23 protein-coding genes and 3 tRNA genes are annotated in these 24,193 nt (G+C 56.0%); 1 reads left to right on the forward strand and 25 read right to left on the reverse strand.

Annotation, left to right across the window (positions count from 1 at the left end; translation table 11 throughout):
* Positions 1-239 precede the first annotated feature (239 nt).
* The 21 genes from queE to ACR0QW_RS03945 form a co-directional block, all read right to left on the reverse strand.
* Entirely contained in the window at positions 240-896 is a 657-nt protein-coding gene (queE, locus tag ACR0QW_RS03845; RefSeq protein ID WP_432642397.1) for a putative 7-carboxy-7-deazaguanine synthase QueE, read from the reverse strand.
* Entirely contained in the window at positions 886-1,212 is a 327-nt protein-coding gene (queD, locus tag ACR0QW_RS03850) for a 6-carboxytetrahydropterin synthase QueD (protein WP_432642398.1), read from the reverse strand. The genes queE and queD overlap by 11 nt, the downstream gene beginning before the upstream one ends.
* 2 nt (positions 1,213-1,214) lie before the next feature.
* On the reverse strand, positions 1,215-1,913 hold the full coding sequence (queC, locus tag ACR0QW_RS03855; protein WP_432642399.1) for a 7-cyano-7-deazaguanine synthase QueC: 699 nt from the start codon (positions 1,911-1,913) through the stop codon (positions 1,215-1,217).
* Positions 1,906-2,370, reverse strand: coding sequence for a preQ(1) synthase (gene queF, locus ACR0QW_RS03860; protein ID WP_432642400.1), 465 nt, complete (start codon positions 2,368-2,370; stop codon positions 1,906-1,908). The genes queC and queF overlap by 8 nt, the downstream gene beginning before the upstream one ends.
* 251 nt (positions 2,371-2,621) lie before the next feature.
* Entirely contained in the window at positions 2,622-3,017 is a 396-nt protein-coding gene (locus ACR0QW_RS03865; protein WP_432642401.1) for a C-GCAxxG-C-C family protein, read from the reverse strand.
* A 70-nt stretch (positions 3,018-3,087) separates the two neighbouring features.
* Positions 3,088-3,163, reverse strand: a tRNA-Val gene (locus tag ACR0QW_RS03870).
* Between the two features lie 7 nt (positions 3,164-3,170).
* Positions 3,171-3,245, reverse strand: a tRNA-Glu gene (locus ACR0QW_RS03875).
* A 9-nt stretch (positions 3,246-3,254) separates the two neighbouring features.
* Positions 3,255-3,330: transfer RNA gene (locus tag ACR0QW_RS03880), tRNA-Lys, on the reverse strand.
* A 95-nt stretch (positions 3,331-3,425) separates the two neighbouring features.
* Positions 3,426-4,451 carry a glycosyltransferase family 9 protein gene (locus ACR0QW_RS03885; RefSeq protein WP_432642402.1) on the reverse strand — a complete coding sequence of 342 codons (1,026 nt, stop codon included), beginning with the start codon at positions 4,449-4,451 and terminating at the stop codon, positions 3,426-3,428.
* A complete protein-coding gene (waaF, locus tag ACR0QW_RS03890; RefSeq protein ID WP_432642403.1) occupies positions 4,444-5,499 on the reverse strand; it encodes a lipopolysaccharide heptosyltransferase II in 1,056 nt (351 codons plus the stop codon). The genes ACR0QW_RS03885 and waaF overlap by 8 nt, the downstream gene beginning before the upstream one ends.
* Entirely contained in the window at positions 5,496-6,023 is a 528-nt protein-coding gene (locus tag ACR0QW_RS03895; protein WP_432642404.1) for a D-glycero-alpha-D-manno-heptose-1,7-bisphosphate 7-phosphatase, read from the reverse strand. The genes waaF and ACR0QW_RS03895 overlap by 4 nt, the downstream gene beginning before the upstream one ends.
* Entirely contained in the window at positions 6,020-6,988 is a 969-nt protein-coding gene (gene rfaD, locus ACR0QW_RS03900; RefSeq protein ID WP_432642405.1) for an ADP-glyceromanno-heptose 6-epimerase, read from the reverse strand. The genes ACR0QW_RS03895 and rfaD overlap by 4 nt, the downstream gene beginning before the upstream one ends.
* Entirely contained in the window at positions 6,985-8,463 is a 1,479-nt protein-coding gene (gene rfaE1, locus ACR0QW_RS03905; RefSeq protein ID WP_432642406.1) for a D-glycero-beta-D-manno-heptose-7-phosphate kinase, read from the reverse strand. The genes rfaD and rfaE1 overlap by 4 nt, the downstream gene beginning before the upstream one ends.
* A complete protein-coding gene (gene gmhA, locus ACR0QW_RS03910; RefSeq protein WP_432642407.1) occupies positions 8,456-9,046 on the reverse strand; it encodes a D-sedoheptulose 7-phosphate isomerase in 591 nt (196 codons plus the stop codon). The genes rfaE1 and gmhA overlap by 8 nt, the downstream gene beginning before the upstream one ends.
* Entirely contained in the window at positions 9,027-10,655 is a 1,629-nt protein-coding gene (locus tag ACR0QW_RS03915) for an OstA-like protein (RefSeq protein ID WP_432642408.1), read from the reverse strand. The genes gmhA and ACR0QW_RS03915 overlap by 20 nt, the downstream gene beginning before the upstream one ends.
* A gap of 177 nt (positions 10,656-10,832) precedes the next feature.
* A complete protein-coding gene (locus tag ACR0QW_RS03920) occupies positions 10,833-12,242 on the reverse strand; it encodes a hypothetical protein (RefSeq protein WP_432642409.1) in 1,410 nt (469 codons plus the stop codon).
* Between the two features lie 15 nt (positions 12,243-12,257).
* Positions 12,258-13,163, reverse strand: coding sequence for a VirK/YbjX family protein (locus ACR0QW_RS03925; protein WP_432642410.1), 906 nt, complete (start codon positions 13,161-13,163; stop codon positions 12,258-12,260).
* Between the two features lie 64 nt (positions 13,164-13,227).
* Positions 13,228-13,866, reverse strand: coding sequence for a hypothetical protein (locus ACR0QW_RS03930; RefSeq protein WP_432642411.1), 639 nt, complete (start codon positions 13,864-13,866; stop codon positions 13,228-13,230).
* Between the two features lie 66 nt (positions 13,867-13,932).
* Entirely contained in the window at positions 13,933-14,457 is a 525-nt protein-coding gene (locus tag ACR0QW_RS03935; protein WP_432642412.1) for an SH3 domain-containing protein, read from the reverse strand.
* Between the two features lie 109 nt (positions 14,458-14,566).
* Positions 14,567-16,399 carry an SH3 domain-containing protein gene (locus ACR0QW_RS03940; protein WP_432642413.1) on the reverse strand — a complete coding sequence of 611 codons (1,833 nt, stop codon included), beginning with the start codon at positions 16,397-16,399 and terminating at the stop codon, positions 14,567-14,569.
* A gap of 119 nt (positions 16,400-16,518) precedes the next feature.
* Positions 16,519-17,163: a YigZ family protein gene (locus ACR0QW_RS03945; RefSeq protein ID WP_432642414.1), complete on the reverse strand. Its 645-nt coding sequence runs from the start codon at positions 17,161-17,163 to the stop codon at positions 16,519-16,521.
* Positions 17,164-17,821: 658 nt separating this feature from the next.
* On the opposite strand from ACR0QW_RS03945, the gene ACR0QW_RS03950 reads away from it, so the two are divergent.
* Positions 17,822-19,102, forward strand: coding sequence for an SH3 domain-containing protein (locus ACR0QW_RS03950; RefSeq protein ID WP_432642415.1), 1,281 nt, complete (start codon positions 17,822-17,824; stop codon positions 19,100-19,102).
* A gap of 112 nt (positions 19,103-19,214) precedes the next feature.
* On the opposite strand, the gene ACR0QW_RS03955 is transcribed toward ACR0QW_RS03950, so the two are convergent.
* The 4 genes from ACR0QW_RS03955 to ACR0QW_RS03970 all read right to left on the reverse strand — a co-directional run bounded on the left by ACR0QW_RS03955 (position 19,215) and on the right by ACR0QW_RS03970 (position 23,986).
* Complete coding sequence (locus ACR0QW_RS03955) at positions 19,215-20,474, reverse strand: S-layer homology domain-containing protein (RefSeq protein ID WP_432642416.1); 1,260 nt, start codon at positions 20,472-20,474, stop codon at positions 19,215-19,217.
* Positions 20,475-20,740: 266 nt separating this feature from the next.
* Positions 20,741-22,012: an S-layer homology domain-containing protein gene (locus ACR0QW_RS03960; RefSeq protein ID WP_432642417.1), complete on the reverse strand. Its 1,272-nt coding sequence runs from the start codon at positions 22,010-22,012 to the stop codon at positions 20,741-20,743.
* A gap of 341 nt (positions 22,013-22,353) precedes the next feature.
* A complete protein-coding gene (locus tag ACR0QW_RS03965; protein WP_432642418.1) occupies positions 22,354-22,773 on the reverse strand; it encodes a Holliday junction resolvase RuvX in 420 nt (139 codons plus the stop codon).
* The gene (locus tag ACR0QW_RS03970; RefSeq protein WP_432642419.1) at positions 22,766-23,986 is read right to left on the reverse strand and encodes a DUF3084 domain-containing protein; all 1,221 of its coding nucleotides are present in this window, start codon (positions 23,984-23,986) and stop codon (positions 22,766-22,768) included. Before ACR0QW_RS03970 ends, ACR0QW_RS03965 begins: the two co-directional genes overlap by 8 nt.
* Between the last annotated feature and the right edge of the window lie 207 nt (positions 23,987-24,193).

The raw sequence follows: 24,193 nt of genomic DNA on the forward strand, positions 1-24,193 counted from the left end.
CTTTCAAAATGAAGTGGTTGGTAGCCATCTTCATTTTACCAAAGGAGGATTTTTTGGTATAGCTAAAAGCTTTCCAGAACCCCACGCATAGCGTGGGGTTTTCAAACCCGACAAGAAAACAGGAACTGTGAATGATCCTTCGCAGTTCCTGTTTTTTGCCAGCATCAGCTGGTGCCTAGTCACTAGCCACCAGTCACTAATCGCGGGCGTGTGAAAAATATTTTTCACACGCCCGCTCCTCATACCCCCCGCTCGTTGGGATCCCAAATGACTTTGTGCAGCTGTACCTGGGTGCAGACCTTCTCCAGTTTGTGCTGGCGGACAAATTCCACCAGAGCTTTGGGCTCGATGGCGCCGTATACCGGAGATACATAGATCTGCCCCCGAATGGGATACTCCTGCAGTACACGCTCCATATCCAGCAGGTCTTCCATGCTGCCCACCACGAACTTCACCACATCGTCCTCCGTAAGCCGGGGCAGGTTCTCCATGCGCATCCGGCTCCTCATGCCCGAAGACGGAGATTTTACATCCATGGTGTAGAACAGCCGTTTCGGCCGCTCCTCCAAAAGAGGCACCGCCCCGTTGGTTTCGATGTTGATTTCGTACCCTTCCCGGCTCAGTTCCCTGCACAGCCCTTCCAGAGGCTGCAGCAGCGGTTCCCCGCCGGTAAGGGTGATTTTTTCCCAGGGATACTGATGAATCCGTTCCAGCAGCCGTGTCCGATCCAGATGCTCCGCCGCATCCTCCCGCTTCAGGGCATACCCGGTATCGCAGTAACTGCAGCGCAGGTTGCAGCCGGCAAACCGGACGAACACGGCCATATAGCCGGTCCGCTTCCCTTCCCCTTCCACGGAGTCGAAGATTTCGACGATGGGAAATTTCTCAGTCTTCATAGATGGCCACGTTCCCTTCTGATTCCTGGACGGAAACCCGGGTGCAGTAGGGAATCTGGTCATGGAGCCATTTGGCAATGTTCTCAGCCGTAGGATTCACCTTGATAACATCGTTGAGGAAGGCGTGGTCCAGCTGTTTGACCACTTTCTTGATTTTTGTGAAATCCACCACCATGCCGTTTTCATCCAGTTCCTGCCGCCTGCAGGTCACATCGATGATCCAGTTGTGCCCATGGAGACGGGTACATTTGCTTTCATAGGGCAGCTGCAGGCAGTGGGCCCCGCTGACTTCGATCCGTTTTGTGACTGTGTACATGGTCAATCCTCCAGTGCCGGGTCCTTGACCCCATTGGCGGCAAATGCCCGGGACCGGTCGATACAGGTCCCGCAGGTACCGCAGGGTTTGTCTCCGCCTTCATAGCAGCTCCAGGTCAGTTCGTAGGGGGTATGAAGTTCCAGCCCCCGTTTCACTACACCGGCCTTGCTGCAGGCGGCAAAGGGCGCTGTAATATGGCACTGGTTATAAGTACCGATGGAAATGGCCTGCCCCATGGCCTGGATAAAAGCCTCGCTGCAGTCCGCATAGGCATTGCCCGCCGCATCATCCGCATGGGCCCCGATGAAAATGGATACATCGTCTTTCTCATAGATGCTCATGGCCAGGCTGGCCACGGCGGACAGCATCAATCCATTGCGGAAGGGCACGTAGGTAGAAACCTTGCCCTCCCCGTTCTCCGCAATCTGCTGCTCATAACTTTCGTGGACGATTTTTTCCGTGGAATGGCTCAGCAGGGAACAGTTGGAATACTGGAAAATCCGGGACAGGTCCAGCTCATAATGGGGCAGCCCGTAATAAGCGGCCACTTTCTGGGCACATTCCAGCTCTTTCCGATGTTTCTGGCCATAGAAAATGGATACAGTAGAAACGTTCTCTTTCCCGAATTCTTCGACGGCCACGGAGATGCAGGTAGTGGAGTCCACGCCGCCGCTGGACAGGACCAGGGCTTTCTTATTCATGGACGAACGCCTCCATTCTCCGCTGGGCCATTTCTTTATAGTCCGGCTGGTAATACACGGCAAAGGGCAGGATGCTGATGCCGCCCCGAGGATTGAAATATCCGGCCACTTCCAGATACTTGGGCTGGAGCAGCTTCACCAGATCGTTCTTGATGATGTTCACACAGTCCTCATGGAAATCCCCGTTGTTCCGGAAGGAAAACAGGTACAGCTTCAGGGATTTGCTTTCCACCAGCTTGTGATCCGGGATATAGCTGATCACGATCCGGCCGAAATCCGGCTGGCCCGTCTTTGGACACAGGCTGGTAAATTCGGGGCAATTCAGTTTCACCATGTAGTCCGCTTCTTCATGTTTGTTGGGGAAGCACTCCAGTACTTCCGGGGCGTAGGTATTCTGGTACACCGTATGGCCGCTGCCCAGCTCCGTGACGCCGCGCAATTCTTCTTTTGTTCTCATGACTCATTCCTCCAAAAAGTACAGTTCTGGGGATATCCGCAGCCGGAAAAAACAGTTCCAGGCGGACTCACGAAATATTATTATACTGCATTCTCAGCTTACAGCCAATCCTTTTCCATGGTCGCCTGTAATTTCACAAAAAGCGGCAGGTACTTTTCCTTACAGTACACCGTTTTCCGCTGTACAAAAGCAGGGAGTTATCCACCAAATCGTGGATAACTCCCTGTTTTTCCACCTGGAATGTTGACAACTCAGGCCAGATGTTTCTCCAGTTCCCGGACAGCAATCCGGATACAGTCATCACAGGAACACAGCACTTTGCCCGTATCCCGCCCTTTCAGTTCTCTGCACAGGGTGGCCCCGGCCTGATCCTGGAAATCATGCAGGATGTCGTTCATGATCTGTTTGGACGGTCTGTCACTGTGGTTCAGCAGCCCCACCACCATAGCTGCTCCGGTCAGAGCGCCGCAGGTAGCTTCCATGCCGCCCATGCCCAGCCCGAAACTGTCACCCAGGGCCCGCAGTTCGTCCGTGGATTTGCCCAGTTTATCCTGGAAGGCCAGGAGTACGGATTGCGCACAGTTATTGTGCACCTTGGCGTGTTTGTATGCAACGGCCTTCTCGGCCCGATCCATTTGTTCACTCATTGGTATGACTCCCCTCGCAATCGGCATAATAAAAAGACGATACAGCGTTGCGCATGTATCGTCTTCTTCGTGGTGGGCGCTAACAGGATCGAACTGCTGACATTCTGCTTGTAAGGCAGACGCTCTCCCAGCTGAGCTAAGCGCCCATGAAAATGGTGACCGGAGAGGGAATCGAACCCTCGATACCGCCGTGAAAGGGCGGTGTCTTAACCGCTTGACCATCCGGCCAAAAAAAAATGGTGATCCGCCAGAGGATCGAACTCTGGACACCCTGATTAAGAGTCAGGTGCTCTACCAGCTGAGCTAGCGGACCATCATGTCTTTCGGTATCTCTCAACCGTCGACTATGTTAGTATAACCGATATTCCTTATTTTGGCAACCCTTTTTTCAAAAAAAGTCCAGTTTTTTTATTTCAGCCATTTATGGGCTGCTTTCAGCACCTGTTTCACGGTCAGTTCCTTCATGCAGCGCATGTCATCGCAGTGGTGCTTCATGCCCTTCCGGCATCCGTCACAGGGCGGGATGGCCCGCACGATGGTAGCTTGTTTCGTATAAGGTCCATAGAGTTCCGGATGGCTGGGACCGTACATGGCCACAATGGGCACCTTCTGGCTGATGGCTACATGCATGGGCCCGCTGTCGTTGGTGATGATCAGGCAGCACCGGCTCATGGCTGCCGCCAGTTCGCCCAGGCCGAATTTCCCGGTCGCCACAATGGGCCTGCTCTTCATGTACCCGACGGCTTCCTGTACCATCTCTTCATCCATGGTACCGCCGAAGAACACGGTCCGGTATCCTTCCCTGGCCAGGGTATCCGCCACCTGGGCAAACCGTTCCGGTGCCCAGCGCTTCGTGACTACGGCACTGCCGATGTTGAAGCCCACCAGCTTGGCGCCCGGCTTCATTCCTTCCACCTTCCAGAAGGCCTCGGCCTTTGCCCTGTGCTCCGGGGCGGGGAATACCTCCAGGCCGTTATTAGACAGATCCTGCACCCCGATCCGTTTCAGCACATCCAGGTACATATCTGCCGCATGGATTTTTCGGTTCAGTTTCAGCCAGGGATGGAAGAATCCCCGGAACAAAAAGTGGGACGCCCCCACCTTCACTGGCACCACGGCCATGGCATCGATGAAAGAACACCGTTCATTGGGATGCAGGTTGATCAGTACGTCAAAATGGGCGTCTGTGATCTTCCGGCTCATCCGCCACAGAGCGGGCAGATTGTTGTCCTTCCCCTTCTTGTCGATGGTCCACACATGGTCGATGTTGGGATTGCAGGCCACGATATCCTTCAGTTTCTCATCCACCAGGTAGGTAATGTCCGCCCCCGGCGCTGCGTTGCGCAGGGCATGGAGGAAGGGGGTAGTCAGCACCAGATCGCCCAGATGCATTAAAAATGTGACGATAATCTTCTTTCCCGCCAGTTCAATCACAAGCCTTCCCCTCCTTTTTCAAGAAATCCATGAATACCTGCTCCGGGGTCACAGCCCCCATACAGGTCCAATGGTCACAATGTTTCTTCAGGCAGCCGGCGCACTCCACAGGGCTCAAAAGCACTGTGGCACGAGGATTCCCGTAGGGCCCCGTCCGGTCCGGCCGGGTCGGTCCATACATGGTCACCAGGGGCTTCTGCAGCGCCGTAGCGATATGCAGAGGCCCCGTATCCCCGCTCACATAGAACCGGGCCCCCTTGATCAAGGCCCCCAGTTCCCGCAGACTGGTCCTGCCGATCAAGTTGATGAGACGGGACTCTGCCCCCACCTGCCGGAGGATGGCCTCGCCCAGAGGCGCATCCCCCGGTCCGCCGGCCAGCACCACATAAAGGCCCCGTTCCAGGAATTTCTTCGCCAGGGCTGCATAATGATCCAAGGGCCAGCGCTTCGTATCCCAGCGGGCGCCGGGCACAAATACCACATAGGGCAGTGGTCCCTTCTGATCCGGAATCCCCGCTTTGATGAGCCGCAGGCGCACCTCTTCCATTTCTTTCGTCAGGGCCGGCATGGGGTACGTAATGGTATCCACTTTGGCTCCCAGATACCGGGCCACATCCAGATACCGCTCGATCACATGGTCGTGGGCATGAGCTCCGGTAATGGCTCTGGAAATCAGTCCGCTGCCCTCCCGCATCTCACAGTAGCCAATCCGGTTGGGACAGCCGGTGAGCCAGGCCATGACGGCACTCTTGAACAGGCCCTGCAGATCGATGACCAGGTCGAAGTGCCTGCTCCGCAGCATGGCCCGGGTCTTCTTTAAAGTCTTCCACCGGCTGCTCCAGTCCATCTTCCCGAAAGCTGCCTTATCGAAATACAGGATCTCATCGACGATGGGCGGTTCTGGCACAAAAGCGCTGAACTGGGGATGGACCAGCCAGCTGATTCTGCTTTGGGGAAAGGTCTGCCGCAGGGCCGCCGCAAAGGGCAGGGCGTGGATCACATCCCCCAGGGAACTCATCTTGATGATCAAAATATTCTTGTATGTCACTTTTCCTCCGCCTGCCGCTGCAGCACCCGTTCCACAAAGGCCTTCAGGTCCGTACCCGTGAACCGATAGCCCGGAATACCGGCCGCCAGGGCCGCCTGTACATCGCTTTCATTGTCCCCGATCAGGAAGGATCCTTTCCGGCTCAGGCCATGGTCCGCCAAGGCCTTCAGGATCATCCCCGGTTTGGGCTTTCGGCAGCTGCACTCAATGGTCAGTTCCGGGATCACCCCTTTGGTGGGATGGTGAGGACAGAAATAGAAGCCGTCGATCTGGCCGCCGGCTTTCTCCATTTCTTCCGCCATATAGGCATGGAGAGCCTCCATGTCTTTTTGGGTATAATAGCCCCGGGCGATGCCGCTCTGGTTCGTCACCACGTAGATAGCATAGCCCAGGTTGTGGAGCAGGGCCACCGCTTCTCTGGCGCCCTGCACCCATTCCACCTGATCCGGACGGTAGATGTATCCCTTGTCGATGTCCAGTACCCCGTCCCGGTCCAGGAACACCGCTTTCCTGCCCTTTGTCATGCTTTGTAATAACCGTCAGAATCCTGCAGCACCTGGCAGTATTCCTTCACAGCCTGGCTGAAGTCCGTGAAGCCGCCGTCATATCCGGTAGAAAGCAGTTTGGTGGCATCGGCCTGGGTGTAGCTCTGGTACTTGCCCTTCAGCACTTCCGGGAAGGGAACGTACACCAGCTCACCGCTGCCGAAGAATTCCAGCAGGGCTTTTGCCATATCATTGAAAGTATGGGCGTGACCCGTACCCAGGTTGTAAATGCCCTTCAGTTCCGGATGCTGCCAGAAATACAGCAGCACTTTGACCACGTCTTTGACGTAGACGAAATCCCGGGTCTGTTCACCGGGGCCGTACCCGTCGTATTCCCCGAACAGCTTCACCTTGTGTTCCGCCTTCCACTGCAGGAACATCTGGCGTACCATGGAAGCCATCTTGCCCTTATGGTTCTCCTGGGGCCCGAATACATTGAAATACCGGAACCCGGCAATCTGGCTTTCCGCCTTGTCGAAGTACCGACGAGCATAGTTGTCGAAGAACAGTTTGGAAAAGGCATACACGTTCAGCGCTTCCTCACAGGCCGGTTCTTCCCGGAACCCGTGCTTGCCGCTGCCGTAGGTGGAAGCAGAGGAGGCGTACAGGAACTGGATGCGCCGGTCCAGAGCGAAGTGCATCAGGGTCTTGGTGTACTCGAAGTTGTTTTCCATCATATATTTGCCGTTGTATTCCATGGTATCGGAGCAGGCCCCTTCATGGAAGATCACATCGATGGGTTCATGGTCGAACTTGCCGTCCCGCACCCGCTGGATGAAATCATATTTGTCCAAGTAATCCAGCACCTTCAGGCCCTGGATGTTCTTGAACTTCACCATGTTGGTCAGGTTGTCCACCACCAGGATGTCGTCCCGGCCCATGTCGTTCAAGCCCTTGATGATATTGCTGCCGATAAAACCGGCCCCGCCGGTTACGATGATCATAATTTGCCCTCCTTGACCAGTTTCACGATTTTCTGGATCACACCGGTAGTGGAATAGCCCTCTTTGAAGGGCAAAATTTCCACTTTTCCGGCATATTCACGGCCGGCCACTTCCTCCGGCCTGTAATCTCCGCCTTTCACCAGGATATCCGGACGGATCCGCCTGATCAGCTCCGCGGGGGTATCCTCCCCGAAGAGTACCACCGCATCCACACAGGCCAGGGCGGCCAGCAGCCGGGCCCGGTCATTTTCCTGGTTCAGGGGACGGGTCTCCCCTTTCAGCCGTTTCACCGATGCGTCGGTATTCACGCCCACGATCAGGTGCTGGCCCAGCTTGGCCGCCTGTTCCAGGTACTGCACATGGCCGGCGTGCAGAATGTCGAAACAGCCGTTGGTGAACACGATCCGTTCCCCGGCGGCCTGCCAGGTACGGGCCAGGCTGGTCACTTCGTCCCAGCTCAGGGGCCGGTAATCCCGGCCTTCCCGTTCTTCGCTGGCCAGCACTTCCTTCAGCAGTTCCTCCCGGTGCACCGGATACGTCCCCACTTTGGACACCACGATGCCCGCCGCCTTGTTGGACAGATTCAGGGCATCACCCAGAGAAAGGCCGCCTGCCACCGCTGCCAGGAGCACCGCCGCCACCGTATCCCCGGCGCCGGATACATCGAACACATCCCGGGCCGTGGCCGCTTCGGTGATCACTTCCTGGTTGTTGATCAGGGAGACCCCTTTTTCCGACCGGGTCACCACCACATTCCTGATATGAAAGGCATCCCGTGCTTTGGCTGCCAGTTCCACCAGGGGAGCTGTCTCATTGGGGACCACCCTGCCCCCGGCTTCGCACATTTCTTTCACATTGGGGGTAATGAAATCACAGCCCGTGTATTTCCGCCAGTCGCTGCCCTTGGGATCCACCAGTACAGGTACCTGGGCCTTGCGGGCCAGGGCCATCACCGTCTGGCAGAAATGATCCGAACACACACCCTTGGCATAGTCGCTGAGCACGATGCCGTCCAGGCCCTGCTGCAGCCGTTTCTGCAGCCAGTCCAGCAGCTGTTTTTCCTCGTCCGGGTCCAGATCGCCGGGTTCTTCGAAATCCAGCCGCAGCATCTGCTGCCGGCCGCCGATGACCCGCAGTTTCGTAATGGTCTTCCGTCCGGGCATGGGAAGCAGGCCGGTAAAATCGATCCCCGCCTTCGCCATTTTCTGTTCCAGGGCTTCCCGGTGCTCATCCAGGCCGGTGACCCCGGCGGCAAACACTTTCACCCCCAGGCCGGCCAGGTTGGCCGCCACATTGCCGGCCCCGCCCAGTACGCTTTCCATATGGCGCACATGGTTCACCGGCACCGGGGCTTCCGGCGAGATCCGTTTCACTTCCCCGTAGATATAGCGGTCCAGCATCACATCACCGATCACTGCGATCCGCAGCTTCTGGATGGTTTCCGTCAGGAACTGGGTACTTTTCGTATTACGCATAGTCTTCCACCAGCTCACAGATAATATGTCCCAGGATTTCGTGGATTTCCTGGGTCCGTGCCGTATTGGCAGACGGCACATCCAGCAGTACATCACACAGATCGGCCATCTTGCCGCCGCCTTTGGCCGTAAAACCGATGACCCGGATGCCCTTTTCCCGTGCCTTGGCGATGGCTTCCAGCACGTTGCCGCTGTTGCCGGAAGTGGAAATGCCCACCAGCACATCCCCTTCCCGGCCCAGTCCTTCCACCTGCCGGGAGAAGATCCTGTCATAGCCATAATCATTGCCGATGGCCGTCAGGATGGACGAATCCGTCGTAAGTGCCAGTGCCGCCATCCCCGGCCGTTCCTTCTGGAACCGGCCCACGATTTCCGCAGCCCAGTGCTGGGCATCCGCTGCCGATCCCCCGTTGCCGCAGAACATCACTTTGCCGCCGGAAGCCAGGGTCAGGGAAATCATTCCGGCAGCTTCCTCCACTGCCTTCAGCAGCCGTTTGCTGCCCATGACTTTATGGACCAGCTTCTCGTGTTCCAGCAGCCGGGCGCTGATTGTTTCCTGCACTTTACCACCGATAGAGGTCATAGGTCACACTCCATTCATGATCATTGTTGTATTTCTTATCCCGGTATTCCAGACCCAGCCGGAAGCAGCAGAAATCATGATACCACCGGTAAATGTACTCATAGACGCTGCTCTTGCCCTGGTCATACCGCATCACAAAATTCACCCAGTCGTTCATCCCCAGCTTCTTGGACAGGCCCCACTGCAGTTCCTTGGCCATATCCGGATCCGAGTAGGAGAATACGGAACTGTGTTCCTTTTCGTAGTAGTAACCCAGCCAGGTGTTCCAGCCTCCTTCAAAGGCCTTATTCAGGGTGGCGGAATACAGCATGGTCTTTTTCATTTCATCCGTAATGCTTTCACGGACCCACTTGTGCCCCACGCCCAGATTCAGGAAAAGAGGCTTCTTTTCATGGGTCAGCCGGATGGGATCGTGATTCAGGTAGACCCCATATTCCGTGTGCCAGCTGCGCTTCCAGTTATCTTTCCACAGCCCGTGGCTGGCATAGGCGGAATAGTTCACCGGCACGTTCTTGTCGAACTTGTGGCTCTTGTAGACGATTTTCACATCCCGTTCCTTGCGGATCCAGTTATTGTCCGAGTCTTCCGTATGGCCGTCCTGGATCTGCACATAGAAGTTCTTTTCGTTCTGCACATCGGTAAACAAAGGCCGCCAGCCGATCTTGGAATAATACTTCAGCTCTGCATCCAGATTGTTCTTGTTGCTCAGGGGGATGTCCAGGTTGTAACGGAGTTTCACGCCATGGTCCGAATCGTAGCCGATATGGGGCAGCAGGCTCTGCTTGCTGCCGTCATCCTGCATCCGGTTGATCCAGCGGTCCCGGGAATAGATATGCTTGCCCTTCACATATACCTTCACGTTATAGGCGATGATCTTATCCTTGGGATAGATCACCACTTTGTCGGCCTTCACTTCCACACAGGGCGGATGGTAGACGGCCGGGCAGCGGGTAGTGGATCCGCCGCTGGTCAGTTCCACCCGGTCGGGGTAGATTTCCCCGATGTCCGCCTTGTAGATGTCCTTGCCGTTGTGACCGGAAATATCCTTCACCGTACCGGTCTTGTCCAGGAAGTTGTAGTGTCCCCATTTGCCGTCGGTCACGCTGGTTCCGGTACTGGTATCGTCTACGATCCGCCCGCCGGTGAGCAGGTACACATCCCCGGTCTTGGAGTTGCCCTGGGCCTGGGCCGTATACAGCTTCTGGTTGCCCTGGTACAGGCGCACATTCCCGGTAGCCTGGAAATCTCCGGTTTCCGTATTGTATTTCACCTGATCCCCATAGATGGTAATGGGCAGAGTGGATTCACTGGGGACGGTTTCTCCCCGCTTTTCCCGTTCCTTCTGCTCTTTGGATGTCTCTTTCCCCGCCTGGGTAATGGCTTCCACTTTGGCATCGGGCTGATCCTGGATCCGGCGGATGCCTTCCCGCTGATGGGCATAGGATTCCACTTCATCCAGGCTCTGGGGTGCGTTCTGGAACGCCCGGGGCTGGTAAGCCGGGCCGTCCTTGCTGCTCAGCTTGCCCCCGTCATAGGTGACGGCTGCGCTGGCCATCCCCGGCAGCAGCAGCGTCCATGTAATTCCTAAGGCCAATGCCTTCTTGTTCATAGGATCTTGTCCTCCACTGGTAAAATTCGCTGATCAAATCTTTCATCCGTATCACAAACAAAGATACACTCTTCCACATTATAACACAAAAGGCCCGGCTCTTCCGCAACTTTGTGTGAAAGAGCCGGGTTCCGGCCAGCCGTACCGCCATGGGTACCTGCTGTTTTGTTCAATTGCTCACAGGGTGCTGGAGTCGTAGGCAGAACCGTCATCTTCATCCAGCATGGGCTGGCTGCTGTCGTTCTTGCGCACCAGTTTCCTGGCTTCGTCATCCTTTTGTTTCTGGGCTGCATCGGCAGCAGCTTCCGTTTCAGCGTCCGCCCTGTCACCGCCTTCTTCCTTATCAGCAGTTTTGGGTTCCGCAGCATCCTGGGACACCGTCCTGTCTTCCGCAGCGGTCACATCGGCATCGGATTCATCCAGAGCCACGCCGCTGTCCTTTTTGGGCGTCACGGCAGCAGCGGTTTCCTTGCCGGTGGACGTGTCAGCCGCCGGCTGCTGGGCAGCAGCAGTTTCACCGGCAGCTACAGCCACGCCGGAAGCAGGTTCAGCGGCTGCCGGGCCGCTGGCGTTTTCATTGCTGTCCAGTTGCTGGCCCTTGGCCGTGTTCCCGGCCAGGATTACGCCATCCACGCTGGTATCTTCCGCAACCTGTACATAAGTATTGGTCCCTGCAGGGATGGTCACAGAGGAACCTTTTACAAAGGCACCGCCCACAACGCCCACCGGCCCGAACAGGATCATGCCCCCGATGGAGGCACCGGCGGCACCGGCAGCGGTCTTGGCCTGCTGTTTGGCCAGTTCTCCCACCGTAACAGGGATGGCACCGCCGTTCACGGCTACCACATGGGAGAAGTCCAGGTCGATCCGGGCATCCCGGCCGAAGATCCGGGGCTGCACGATTTTCTTGATCTGGCCGTAACCCTTGGAACCCTTGGGCAGTACCAGCGCATCGCCTACGTAAACGTTGTCATCCACAACGAAGTCAATGCTGTCGCCCTGCTGGTTGGTCTTGCTGTCGATGTCCTGCATGAATTTCACTTTGATCAGGGAATCCTTGGGCAGCACCACCATGCTGGAGGTCAGGCTGCCGGTAGGAAAAGCGGCCTTGGTCAGCCGGTTCAGGCGGCTGTTGAAGGTATCTTTCGCATATTCCGTACCAAAAATCTGGGTTTCCAGAGACCCGATCCGGTTCTTGGCGGCATCCGTACTCATCCGGTCGGAGAACTGCCATTCGATGACGTTCAGCATGGTGGCAGCCGAAAGCCTGCCGTTGGCAGGAGCCCCCTCCAGGCCATTGTACAGACGGTCCACCCGGCTCATCACCGAACCGGTGCTCTTCTGGCCGTACATTTCCATTTCCATCTTGTCCACCCGGGACACCAGGGAACCGGTCTGCACCGCACCATACAGGAAGCTTTCCGCAGTTTCCAGTTTCCCGGCCACCGTGCTGCTGGTTGCCATTTCCTCGGCAAAGGCCGGGATCAGGCAGGTCAGACAAAGAAGCGCTGTCAAAAACAGGCTGATGAATTTTTTCTTCACTCCAGACACCTCCGTCAGGGTAATTTCAGAATAATGTAGTTTCATTGTACCATAGTTCCTTTATTTTTTCCACGGCGCCAGCTTTTCTTCCATCTCCGCCCGCATGCGGTCCATCAGCTCGTAGCGGCGGCGGTGGTTGGCCCGCTTGGAAGGCTTGAATTCCGACAGCTCCCGCCGTTTCTCCTCCAGAGGGATCTTGTAGAACCGGGGATCCGCACAGGCCGTACCCCCGCATTCTTCCCAGAAATCCCCGAAATTGGTCTTCAGCTTCCGGTCCATGCGCACATGGTTCATGGCGTAATACCCTGCATTGGACACCGCATAGATGGATTCACAGCCCATCAGATCCGCCAGAGTCCGCAGCCCGTAGAAAATCAGGTTCTTGGTGCGGTACCCGAAGAATTTCTTCGTCATGGCCTTTACCGCATCGTTGCCCAGGGTGGTTCCCTGCAGGGCCCCCACCCACACGCAGGGCTTGCCCGTTTCCGGATCCGGTTCCAGCCAGAACATGATCTGGTAGAAATCCAGTTCGCCCCAGTGGAGCACCAGGGACAGGCATCCTTCCTTCCGCTGGCCCGGATGGAACAGCAGGTCCAGTGTCAGTGGCTTGTCCTGGAAGGCATCCGTCCACAGATTCACCTTGCCGTGTTCCACGTAGATCCGCCGCAGAAAGTCCGGCTGCAGCAGCTGTTCCAGGGCAAAAATGTGGTAGGTGATCAGCCTGCATCGTTCCTTCCAGGTGGCACCCTTGTAGAAAAAAGAACGGGTGCCCTGTTCCAGCAGGCAGGGCATGCCCTGGAGCACTTCCCGGCGCAGGGGCGTGGCGTGGAAGAACTTCTGCAGGCCATCCATCTGACGGCTGTGGGTCCGGCAGCGCAGCAGGTATACCCAGTACCGTTTCCGCTCCTTTAAATGTTCCAAATTATAGCAGGCCTTTCCGGCTGCCTTGATCTCTGCCCAATCCATGCTCCCCCATTCCTTTCTTCATGAAGAAAGGGCTGTCGCCTTTGCCGCGATAGCCCCCTGTTTGTTATTTGTTGTTCTTGATGACTTTGTTCAACTCTCTCCGTACAAACAGGCCGAACTCGTGATGAGGCCAGTCAGACCGGGGATTGATGGCGCCGCTTTCCATTTCGCGGCTGTAGCTCCAGTGGTCATCCTTGAATTTGCCGTTGATGGTATTCAGGGTGGCGAACCGGCCCCGGTAATCCAGGATGGTCATGGGTTCCCGGCGGAAGTTGTCTTCCGTTACATCGAACTTGTCCACGGCCATGGCGATGACCACATCGGCCCCGCTGGCCTTGGCCACAGCCTGCAGCCCTTCCTGGGTGAACAGGTTGTCCTGTTCCTGCAGGGCCACTTTCCGGACCACATCGGAATCGACCATGTCATATTCCGGATACTGGAATTTCTTGGCGATTTCGTTGCTGTATACGATGGGTTTCATCCCTTCGTTGTCTTCGACTTTTTCACCGATCATCAGAGGCACCACAGCCAGCTTCAGGGATTTCACCTGCGGCGTGGCAGCAGGGGTCTGCTGCTGGGAAGTGGTTTCCGCCGGTTTGGTCGGCGTAAAGGTGAAAGTCCCGGCTTCCGCCTGGGGGATCACCGGCAGCGTCAGGGCTGCACAAAAAGCGACGGCAGACAAAGTTTGCCAGAATTTTTTCATGGTGCTACAACCTCCTAGTTGTCATTCTTTATATTTTATCATAGGAGCTGGTTTTTGACCAGTCAATTAAATTTCCTGCAGGTAGTCCGAAGCCACCCAGCCGATGTCTCCGTTTTCCCGTTCCACTTTGGTCCAGTGCAGTCCGCCCCCGTCGGCAGCGTCCATGATGGTGACCACTTCGCCTTTTTCAAAGTAGTCCAGTACGTCCCCATTCTGGTTGGGGTCGCTGCGCATGCGCACATCCGTGCCGATGATCTTGCCCCTGCGGTCCTGCAGGCGGGCTTCCGAAGGGATCAGGGAACCGTCCGGCACCCGGCAGTATTCGCCGGCCACCCAGCCCTGGGTACCGTCCTGACGGTTCACTTCGTACCATTTGCGGCCTTCGCTCACGTTGCTCTTCAGCACTTCCACCTTTTCGCCGTCCTCGAAGTATCCGATGATCGCTGTATTTGTCCCTGCCCCTTTGCGCATCCGTACTTCCGTACCGATGATGGTCCCGGTGGCAGAAGCATCTGCTTTCCGCTCCAGGGGGAATGTCAGACCCAAAAGACAGCAGGCTGCAGCAAGGATCCGTACCAATTTCTTCATCATGGTCTGCCTCCTCTCACGCTTATGCAACTGATTTCTTTATTTTATATTTTATGTAGTCATTGTATCACGAAGTGAGCGGCAGTGCTATAGACTTCTTATCCGCCGGCTGCTAATTCTCCGCCACGAAATCCGCTGCCACCCAGCCAGTGCTGCCGTCACTGCGCTGTACTTTCAGCCAGCGCTGGCCGCCGCTGGTCACATCATCCAGGATGGTGACGCTTTCCCCGTTGTCGAAATAGCCCAGCACATCGCTGTCAGTGCTGTAGCTGGCCCGCATCCGCACATCGGTACCAGTAATGGTACCTGCAGAATTCGCGGCAGTATCACCGCCCATGGAGCAGTAATCGGAGGCCACCCAGCCAGTGCTGCCGTCGCTGCGGCTGACCTGGTACCAGGTCAGGCCGTCAGCCTGGGCGCTGGCCAGTACCTGTACGGTCTCACCGTTGTCGAACACGCCGATCACATCACAGTCCGTACCGGCGCCGGAACGCATCCGCACGTCAGTCCCGGTGATCACGCCGGAACCGTTGGTGTCATAATCCACCGCAGCTGCGGCCTGCCGGGCGGCTTCCTCTGCTTCAGCCTGGCGCTGGGCTTCTTCCTGACGGGCCCGTTCTTCAGCAGCAGCCCGTGCGGCAGCTTCCTGGCGGGCCTTTTCTTCGGCAGCCCGCTTTTCAGCGGCTTCCTTGATGGCTACCAGCTGTTTCATCCGGGCGGCTTCTTCTTCCGCCTCTTTCCGGGCAGCCTCCGCTTCGATCATGGCTACTTTTTCTTTCACAGTCAGAGGTTTGGCCGGTGTTTCCATCCTGGTTTCCGGTTTGGCTTCGGCCTTCACTTTGGCTTTTTCTGTCCTGGCTTCAGCCTTCACTCCGGCTTTTTCCACCTTAGCTTCCGGTCTGGCTTCGGCCCTGGCTCTGACTTTTTCTGCCTTGGCCTTCTGCTGGGCTTCCTGTCTGGCCTTTTCCGCTGCAGCCTTCTTTGCGGCAGCTTCCTGTGCCAGCTGGGCCTTCTGATCTGCAGCGATCCGGGCATCCAGTTCGGCATCGGCAGCTTTGTCAGCCCGATACCTGGCAGCCAGGCGGGCAATGTCCGCCTTTGCCTGGGTGTTATCGGCCGGCTGTTCTTCTGCTTTTTCAGCCTTCTCTCTGGCAGCCTTCTTAGCCGCCTCTTTCCGGGCCTTTTCCTCATCTGCCCTCTGCCGTGTTGCTTCCCGGGCAGCGGCCCGTTTCTGCAGGTTGGACAGGCCCTTCCCCCTGCCGGTTTCGGCCTGCGTCTGGTCGCTGTCCTCGTCCGTCTTCACAGCCACTGCTTTTTCACTGGAAGGATGGTCAATCGGTGTCTCCACCACATTGCCGTCATCATCCACGCTGGCTGCGGACAGGTTCACTTCGATTTCCCCTTCGTTCTTGTCCAGCACGGCACCGGCATGGTACAGCCCGATCAGGCTGCCGTCCTTGTCGATGTAATAGGTATCAGGCAGGGTCTGGAGCTTGCTCTGTTCCACATCGTACAGGTATTTCAGTCCGTTTTCTGCCAACACGTGCAGCTGATCATCAGTGTAATAGTAGTTCAGGGGACGCAGCTGGCCGCTTTTCCGATCGAAAGTCATGCCCTGGCTTTCTTCCACACCCATGGCAGGAGTCATGACAATGGTGAAGCTGATTACGTCTTCGTCCGATTTGTGTACATCGTAGTGGACCTTGCCGCCGCCCAGGGTGGAAGCTTCGCTGACGAACGAAGCTACCTGGCTGCTCAGGGCCCGGTTGATTTTCTCGTTGGCGGACTTATTACCGCCCACCACCTGCGGACATTCGATGGTCACTTTATTCTGGGTACTGGTCACCGTCTTAACCGGTGCCTCCAGGTCAGCTGCCCATACAGGAGCGGTCGCGGTGCCCAGCACCAGACAGCTCATCAGGACAGCGCACGTTTTTTTCAACATCAATAAAGCCTGCTTTCTTCTATAGAATGGATTTTCCCCATCAAATCATGCATTGGAATCAATAGTATTAGTGTACTGTAATGATAGGGGAAAATCAAGGGCAGCTGACACCTGACATCTTATGCAGGATTCCCCTTCACGCTGCATTCTTTAAAGAACTTCTTTTCTTCCTCTATCGTCACCGTCCGGCTCAGGGCTTCTGTCAGCCAGGCTTCGGCTTTTTCTTTATCGCTTTCAGGCATGATCAGATGCAGTCTGGCACGGTTTGCGTATTCCACGTCCCCTACGGTGAACAGGCTCTGCTGGTACAACAAATTCAGCACCCGTCCCACGTCGTCCAAGGACCAGACGAAGATGTAGTCTCCCATGGGCACCAGCTCGGCCAGTCCGGCCTTTTCCACGGTCTGGGCCACGGATTTTCCATAGGTGCGGGTCAGGCCCCCGGCACCCAGTTTGATGCCCCCAAAGTAACGGGTGACCACGGCGGCAGTATTATACAGTCCTTTCCGCCGCAGCACCTCCAGCATGGGAGAGCCGGCGGTGCCGCTGGGTTCCCCGTCATCGCTGGAACGTTCCACCCGGTTGTCGGCGCCCACAATGTAGGCGGAGCAGTTGTGCCGGGCATCCCAGTATTTCTTTTTCATGGCCTTTACAAAGGCCTGGGCCTCGGCCTCCGTTTCTACCCGGGCCAGGGTGCAGATAAAGCGGGATTTTTCCACCACCAGTTCGCTGACCGCCGGTTGGGCAATGACATATTTTCCCATGTTGCGTTGTTCCTTTCGTGTTGGTTTTGTTCCTATTATACCATACAGGCCAGCGGAGCAAATTTGCCAACACAAATCGGAATGGATAAAAGCAACTGGCCAGGAACGGGTTTACCGGGCGACACGGCCTTGCAGCCGGTCTTGGTAAACCCCTACGGCGTTAGGACGGATGTCCCTTTTCAATCCGTAGGGGCGCATCAAGATTTTTGCCAACGGCCAAATATCGCCCGATGCGCCCTTCCCCGGCTGGAACGGGTTTACCGGGCGACACGGCCTTGCAGCCGGTCTTGGTAAACCCCTACGGTGTCTAGACGGATGGTCCATTTCATTCCGTAGGGGCGCATCAAGATTTTTGCCCCAGGCAAAATATCGCCCGGTGCGCCCTTCTTCTGGTTGGAACGGGTTTACCGGGCGACACGGCCTTGCGGCCGGTCTTGGTAAACCCCTACGACGTCAAAACGGATGTTCCATTTCAATCCGTAGGGGCGTACCAAGATTTTTGCCGCAGGCTAAATATCGCCTGGTGCGCCCTTCCCTGGCCTCCCGGCGGGCATTCCAGGTATCATATTGTTTTCATCAATAAACAGGGAGTATCCGCTGTCACCAATACCTTCTGTATGCTATAATGGTACCCGATATCCCAAAGGAGGTTTTTGCTTTGCTGTACCATACATTGAAACGGATTTCTGTTTTCACAGGAGCCCTTTGCCTTTCGGCTTCGGTGGCTCTTGCCGCGGCGGCCATGCCCGGCACCCCGGCCGCCCTGAATTCCCCTTCGGCTTGGACCACGGCTCAGGGAAACACCGTGCTGGCCACCCCGGAACGAATCAAGGCCATGAATGCCCAGATGGACAAGGCCATCTTCGGGGACTCCATCCAGGACCTGGGCGCCACCATTTCCGGCGACAAGCTCACCGCCTATGTGAACGCCTTTGGCATGGATGAGGACCAATACGTACAGGGCGCCCCCCTGAGCCACAGTTTCGCCCAGCAGCTGGTGCAGGATGCCAGGGCCAATATCCAGTCCACCAATACGGTAAAATACGGCGTGGTCGTAGACCGGGTGGACCTGCGTTCCTTCCCCACCCTGCAGCGGGCTTTCGATTCCGCCTCCGACACCCAGTTCGACAACTGGCAGGAAACAGCAGTGGATCCGTCCACGCCGGTGCGGGTGTACCACACCAATCCCCAGGGCAACTTCATCTTCGTCCGTACGCCCCATTACCGGGGCTGGGTACCCCGGAACAAGGTGGCCATCACCGACGCCAAAACCTGGCAGACCTATGCCAATCCGGCTTCTCCCGCCGTGGTCACCGGCAAACTGCTGAGCTTCAAGGCCGGCACCGATACCCAGCTGTACCAGATGGGCACGGCCATCCCCACCAAAAACGGCAGCCTGCTGTTGCCCACCCGGGATCACAAAGGCTACCTGCAAATCGTACCGGTAAAGGCCAGTTACGGGACCGACCTGCACCAGGGCTACCTGCCCTACACCGCCAACAACACCATCCAGATGGCCTTCAAACACCTGGGTGCTCCCTACGGCTGGGGCGGCATGCACAACAGTGTGGACTGCTCCGCCTTTGTGCAGGATGTGTACAAGACCATGGGCATCCAGCTGCCCCGGAACGGGGATGAACAGGCCCAGTCCTTCCCGGGCAAGAGTTTCTACGGGATGAGCCACGACCAGAAGCTGGCTTACATCAAGACGGCCGCCCCGGGTTCCCTGCTGTTCACCCCGTACCATGTCATGATGCTGCTGGGGAACTACAAGGGCACCCCGTACATGATCCATTCCCTGGCGTCCTACGGCGTAAAAACCGGCAGCGGCGTGGTAAAAAGCCGGATCATGCAGGTGGTGGTCAGCCAGGTGGACCTGATGGCCGGCAGCGGCACTCCGCTGGTGGACCAGATGACCCAATGCAATACGTGGAAGTAACAAAAAATGCAGGAGCTGTGAAAAACAAATTCACAGTTCCTGCATTTTTTTGCCGGAATGAATCAGAGATTAGTGATTTAGTGAGTAGTGGCTAGTGGTCAGTGGAAGGAAATCAGAACGTAACCACAAACTGGCTCCACAGGGTCCGGGCGTGTTTGCCGTTCTGGTCCCCTGCCTTGCCTTTCAGGTCATAGTAGTCCACTTCGGCTACCATGTTCTTGGCCAGGGTCAGGTTGCCACCCACTTTCCAGCCTTTGAAGCCGTTGGTGACACCGTTGTCCCCGGGGATGAAGGCATCCCAGTTGCCGTCCATAGTATGGTCGATCACCGTGGAAGCGCTCTGGTCATAGTAGGTTGCCAGAAGGCCCCAGCTGCCCGGCTTGTCGCTTTCCGCACCGCCGTAGGTCAGGCCGGCTACCCAGCCGTCCTTATCCCAATTACGGGCATCGGCATAGTCGTTGCTGCCCCGCAAGTACATGGCGTTGACGCCCAGCTTGCCGGCAGTGTAACCTGCTCCGGCGGTCCAGATCTTGTTGTCGGCCCCATCCAGGAAGGTCAGGTGATCAGCTTTGGTGTAGGTGGCAACCAGATGCAGGTTGCCGATGTCACCGCCCAGTTCGGACGTCCAGAACTTGTCGCCCACGGACTCGTCATTCATATTGCCGAGGTTATTCACATCAGCCAGCTTGCCCCAGGCTGCCTGCAGGTAGGAAGCATGGCCCAGAGGCACCTGGGCTTTGATCCCGTCCACCGGGTTATCGTACAGATTCCCGTCCGCCAGGAATTCGTCATACCGACCGGCTTTCAGGTTCACAGCCCCGATATTGCCGTCCAGGAAAGCCCGCTGGAAGTCGGTATCGCTGTCACCGGATTCATTGCGGCCGCCGAAGTATTGATGGTTTTCCAGCATCGCAGTATAATGCCAGTTGTCATTCACTTCTCCTGTGAACCACAGACGGGTCCGCAGGTCGGATTCGCTGCCCTTGCCGGTGGCGGCACCGTTATCGTTCCGGTAGCTCATCTGCACTTCACCAGTGATGGCTACGTTGTCAGTATTCTTTTCCAGTTTGGCAACTCTAACGCCGAGATTGTCCAGTTCATCAGCGAATTCGCTGACCAGTTTGTCATCGGCACCGATAGCGCCTTTGGCCAGTGCCTTGGCCACGATCTGGGCCATTTCGTACCGGGTCATGGTCTTATCGCCCTTGAAAGTGCCGTCCGGATAGCCATCCACCACACCGGCAACTGCCAGTTTGGCTACCGCACCGTAGGCCCAGTGGCCGGCCGGCAGGTCGGAGAACGGGTTGGCAGCAAAAGCTGTTGCGCTGATACCCAGAGCCATGGCCATGGCCATTACCAGTTTCTTGTCCATAAAAAGATTCCTCCTTGTGTCCCCTGCATCCCAAAGTCCTGCCACAACCAGGAGTTTCCATGTTTCCTCCGCTTGTTTTGCAAAACTTAAATGAAATGCAGTTAGTTTAATATAACTATTACGTTCTAAATTATACACGAACAGAAAAGGTTTGGCAAGGGCGGATATTATTGCTGTTTTTGTACAACTTTTTTGCAAATATCATTGTTTTTTGCATAAAAAAAGACGATCTCTTGCGAGATCGTCTTTTTGAATTCGTTCTGAGATTAGAACGTAACAACCATTTGAGACCACAGGGTCTTTGCATGATTGCTGGTGCTGCCTTTGTCTTTCAGGTCATAGTATTCAACCTGAGCTACCATGTTCTTGGCTACAGCCAGGTTGCCACCGACCATCCAGCCTTTGAAGCCGTCAGGCCCAAAGTTGGTGTAGTCACCGTTCATGGTATGAGCGATATAGGTAGCGCCGCCCTGATCGTAGTATTTACCGAACAGGCCCCAAGAACCAGCCTTGGAAGCAACAGCACCCTTGTAACCCAGTTTTGCTACCCAGCCATCATGATCAGGTTCTACGCCATCAATCTTATCATCAGCATCACCATGCAGATACATAGCGCCAACAGTCCAGTCGCCAGCTTTGTAAGTGGCAGCAGCGGTCCAGATGTTATCAGAGCCAGTTACCCAACCCTTCGTATAAACGGTATTGGTAGCTTGTTTGGTGTTCAAATCTTTTGCATGGATGTAGTTTGCTTCCAGGTTCAGGTTGCCAATGTCGCCGCCCAGAACAGCATTTACATATTCACCGCCGACAGCTTGATTAGCGCCATCGCCGAATACATCTTTATTGGCCAGTTTACCCCAAGTTGCGCCCAGGTAGGTAGCGCCGGATTTCACATTGGCGGTTACCCCATCCACACGGGTATCGTACACGTTACCTTCGGCATAGGTGCCATTGTAACGGCCAGCAGTCAGGTTCACAACACCGATGTTACCGGTCAGGAAAGCTCTCTGGAAGGAAGTGTTGTTATCACCGGCATCATTTTTGCCATCGTTGTTCCAGGTCTGGTTGTTTTCCAGCATACCAACATAATGCCAGTTGTCATTTACTTCACCGGTGAAGAACAGACGGGAACGGGTCTTGCTTACGCTGTTTTTACCGAAATCACCAGTGGAATGAGCATAGTGGGTACGGATGTTGCCGGTGATTTTTACGTTGTCAGCGTTCTTTTCCAGTTTGGCAACGCGGACACCCAGGTTGTCCAGTTCATCAGCGAATTCGCTGACCAGTTTGTCATCAGCACCGATAGCGCCTTTGGCCAGAGCCTTGGCAACGATCTGAGCCATTTCATAACGGGTCATGGTCTTGTCGCCTTTGAAGGTGCCATCAGGATAACCGTCAACTACGCCGGCAGCAGCCAGTTTGGCAACAGCGCCGTAAGCCCAGTGGCCGGCAGGCAGATCGGAGAACGGGTTGGCAGCAAAAGCAGTAGCGCTGACACCCAGAGCCATAGCCATAGCAAATACTAAAGACTTTTTCATGGGAATTCCTCCTTAGGAATGACAGAGTGAAATTCCCTGGGAGCGTCCGGCTGACTTCTGCCGCGAGTATCCTTGTTTCCTCTGGTCTCGTCAACTTTCTGCCCTTGGGGATTTTCACATAGCTATTGTGACAACTCTTTGTCACATGCTTATTTTACCATAAGGATACAGAAAAACGCAAATTTGTGAAATAATTTTAAACTAGAGTTACATTGTTATATGATTATTTTCTTTCTGCTCGCTGTTTTATCACATTGTTTGACAGTTTATGGTACAGAAAAAGGACGATTGTTAGGAATCGTTCTTTTTGTATTGGTCTTGTTTTTCACGTGACCAGCCAGTCATTTTATAGTTTTATCACGGAGATACCGTTGTACCAGCACCACGGCAGCCAGTCCATCCACTGCAGACGGTGCATCCAGCAAAGCCGTGGGCAGCAGGCGTTTCCAGCCTTTGGGCGGATGCAGCTGCCAGTACAGCTTCTTTGCCTCCTGGGTGCTTCCGTACTCATTGACCGTAAAAAGAGGCAGCTGGGGAAAATCTTTCTCCAGCTGCGCTGCCATGGTCTTCGACGTGGTCCCATCCCCCAGGATACAGCCCGCCAGGGGCTGCTCCGGAAGGAACTGCTGCAAGTGGCGGGAGAAATCATCTGTGGGCAGGATTTCCTGCTTGAAGATCCTGCCGTTTTCCCATACCAGGGCCGCCCCGGTCTTATCCCGTCCGGGATCCACCCCCAGGTACAGTTCCATGGGCTCATCCATCGCTGCGTCCTCCCACTGCCCGGATTTCCAGATCCGGCACCACCGGGCCGGCCACGGTAATATCGTGCCGCGCTTTGGCGGAAATCAGCACCTTGCCCCCCAGGCTGCGGATCTTTTCACTGGCCTGGGTCAGTTCGCTGCTGGTGATGGCCCCCACATCCCCGGTAATGGGATTGGGAATGACCCCATCGGCCTGGGCTGCCCGGTTCACATCCTTCAGGAAGGCCATGAGGGCCAGATCGCTTTCGTTGCTGTAGGGATTGACGCTGATCGCCTGGCTGAGGATCAGGGTACCTTTCGGATACACCACCTGATCTCCCACCATTTCCAGACGGGAAACCACCACTTCGCCGGACAGGATGTTGCCGGCGGCGCAGACCCGCACGTACATATCCTCCTTGGCTCTGGACAGTTCCTGGGCAGCGTCTTCCACTGCTTCCCGGCTGAGCCAGATCACAGGCGTGGAAGGATCCACGCCGATGCGGCCGGCCACCTGGATATTGGCCTGGTTCAGGAAATCCTGTACCTGCTTCTGGGTCGCTTCCTGATTCTGGCCGCCTTTCAGCACGCCGGAATAGAGGATTTCCCCGCTGCGGAATACCACATTGCCCTCCCGGATGGCCACGATGCCTTCCTTGAGCTTTTTGGCAGTGTTTTCCAGGGATTTCACGTCCTGCTGGAGTTTGTCACGGGCCGCTTCGGCTTCTTTCACCTGGGTCTGGGCCTGCTGCAGCCGGGCACTGGCTTCGTTGTACCGGGCCTGGAGTGCGCCCAGGTCGGCACGGGCCTGCTGCATCTGGGCCTGGGCCTGTACCATCTGGGCTTTGGCCGCAGCTTCCTGTTTCCTGGCGGCGTCAGCTGCTTCTGTGGCCTCGGTGATTTTTTTGTCCAGTTCCTGGATTTTGGCGTTCTGGGCGCTGAGTTCCTGGTTGGCCTGATCCCGTGCCGTAGTCAGGGAGGCGATTTCACGGCGCATCTGCTTCATTCCGAACAAAGCAGTACGGACCTCCTTGGAGGATACGGTCAGGACGGTAATGGTCAGGGCGGCGACCAGCATGCCGCTGACGATGGTCATGACTACGGAGGTATCATGAGGGCGCAGGCCAAAAAGCCGGAGCCGTTTCTTGCCGATCTTGCTTCCCAGTTTGTCCCCCAGATAGGCAATCAGGCCGCCCATGAGGGCCAGGACCAGGATCAGGGTAATACCGGTCATGGTATGCGCTCTCCTTTCGTAACTCAATGAGATGGCAGAAAAAAAGCTGCCATCTGGCGTTTTTCTCTGGCATCCTGATTCTAAATTATTATAGCATAAATTTGTTTTATAAAAAGAAAAGCCGGTGTGAAAAATGCTTTTTCACACCTCGCTACCAGCGGAAGAAACCTCTGGGAGGCCAGGGACGGGGTTACCGGGCGACACGGC

Origin of the sequence: Acidaminococcus sp., assembly GCF_050873445.1 — a bacterium.
Classification (GTDB): Bacteria; Bacillota; Negativicutes; order Acidaminococcales; family Acidaminococcaceae; genus Acidaminococcus.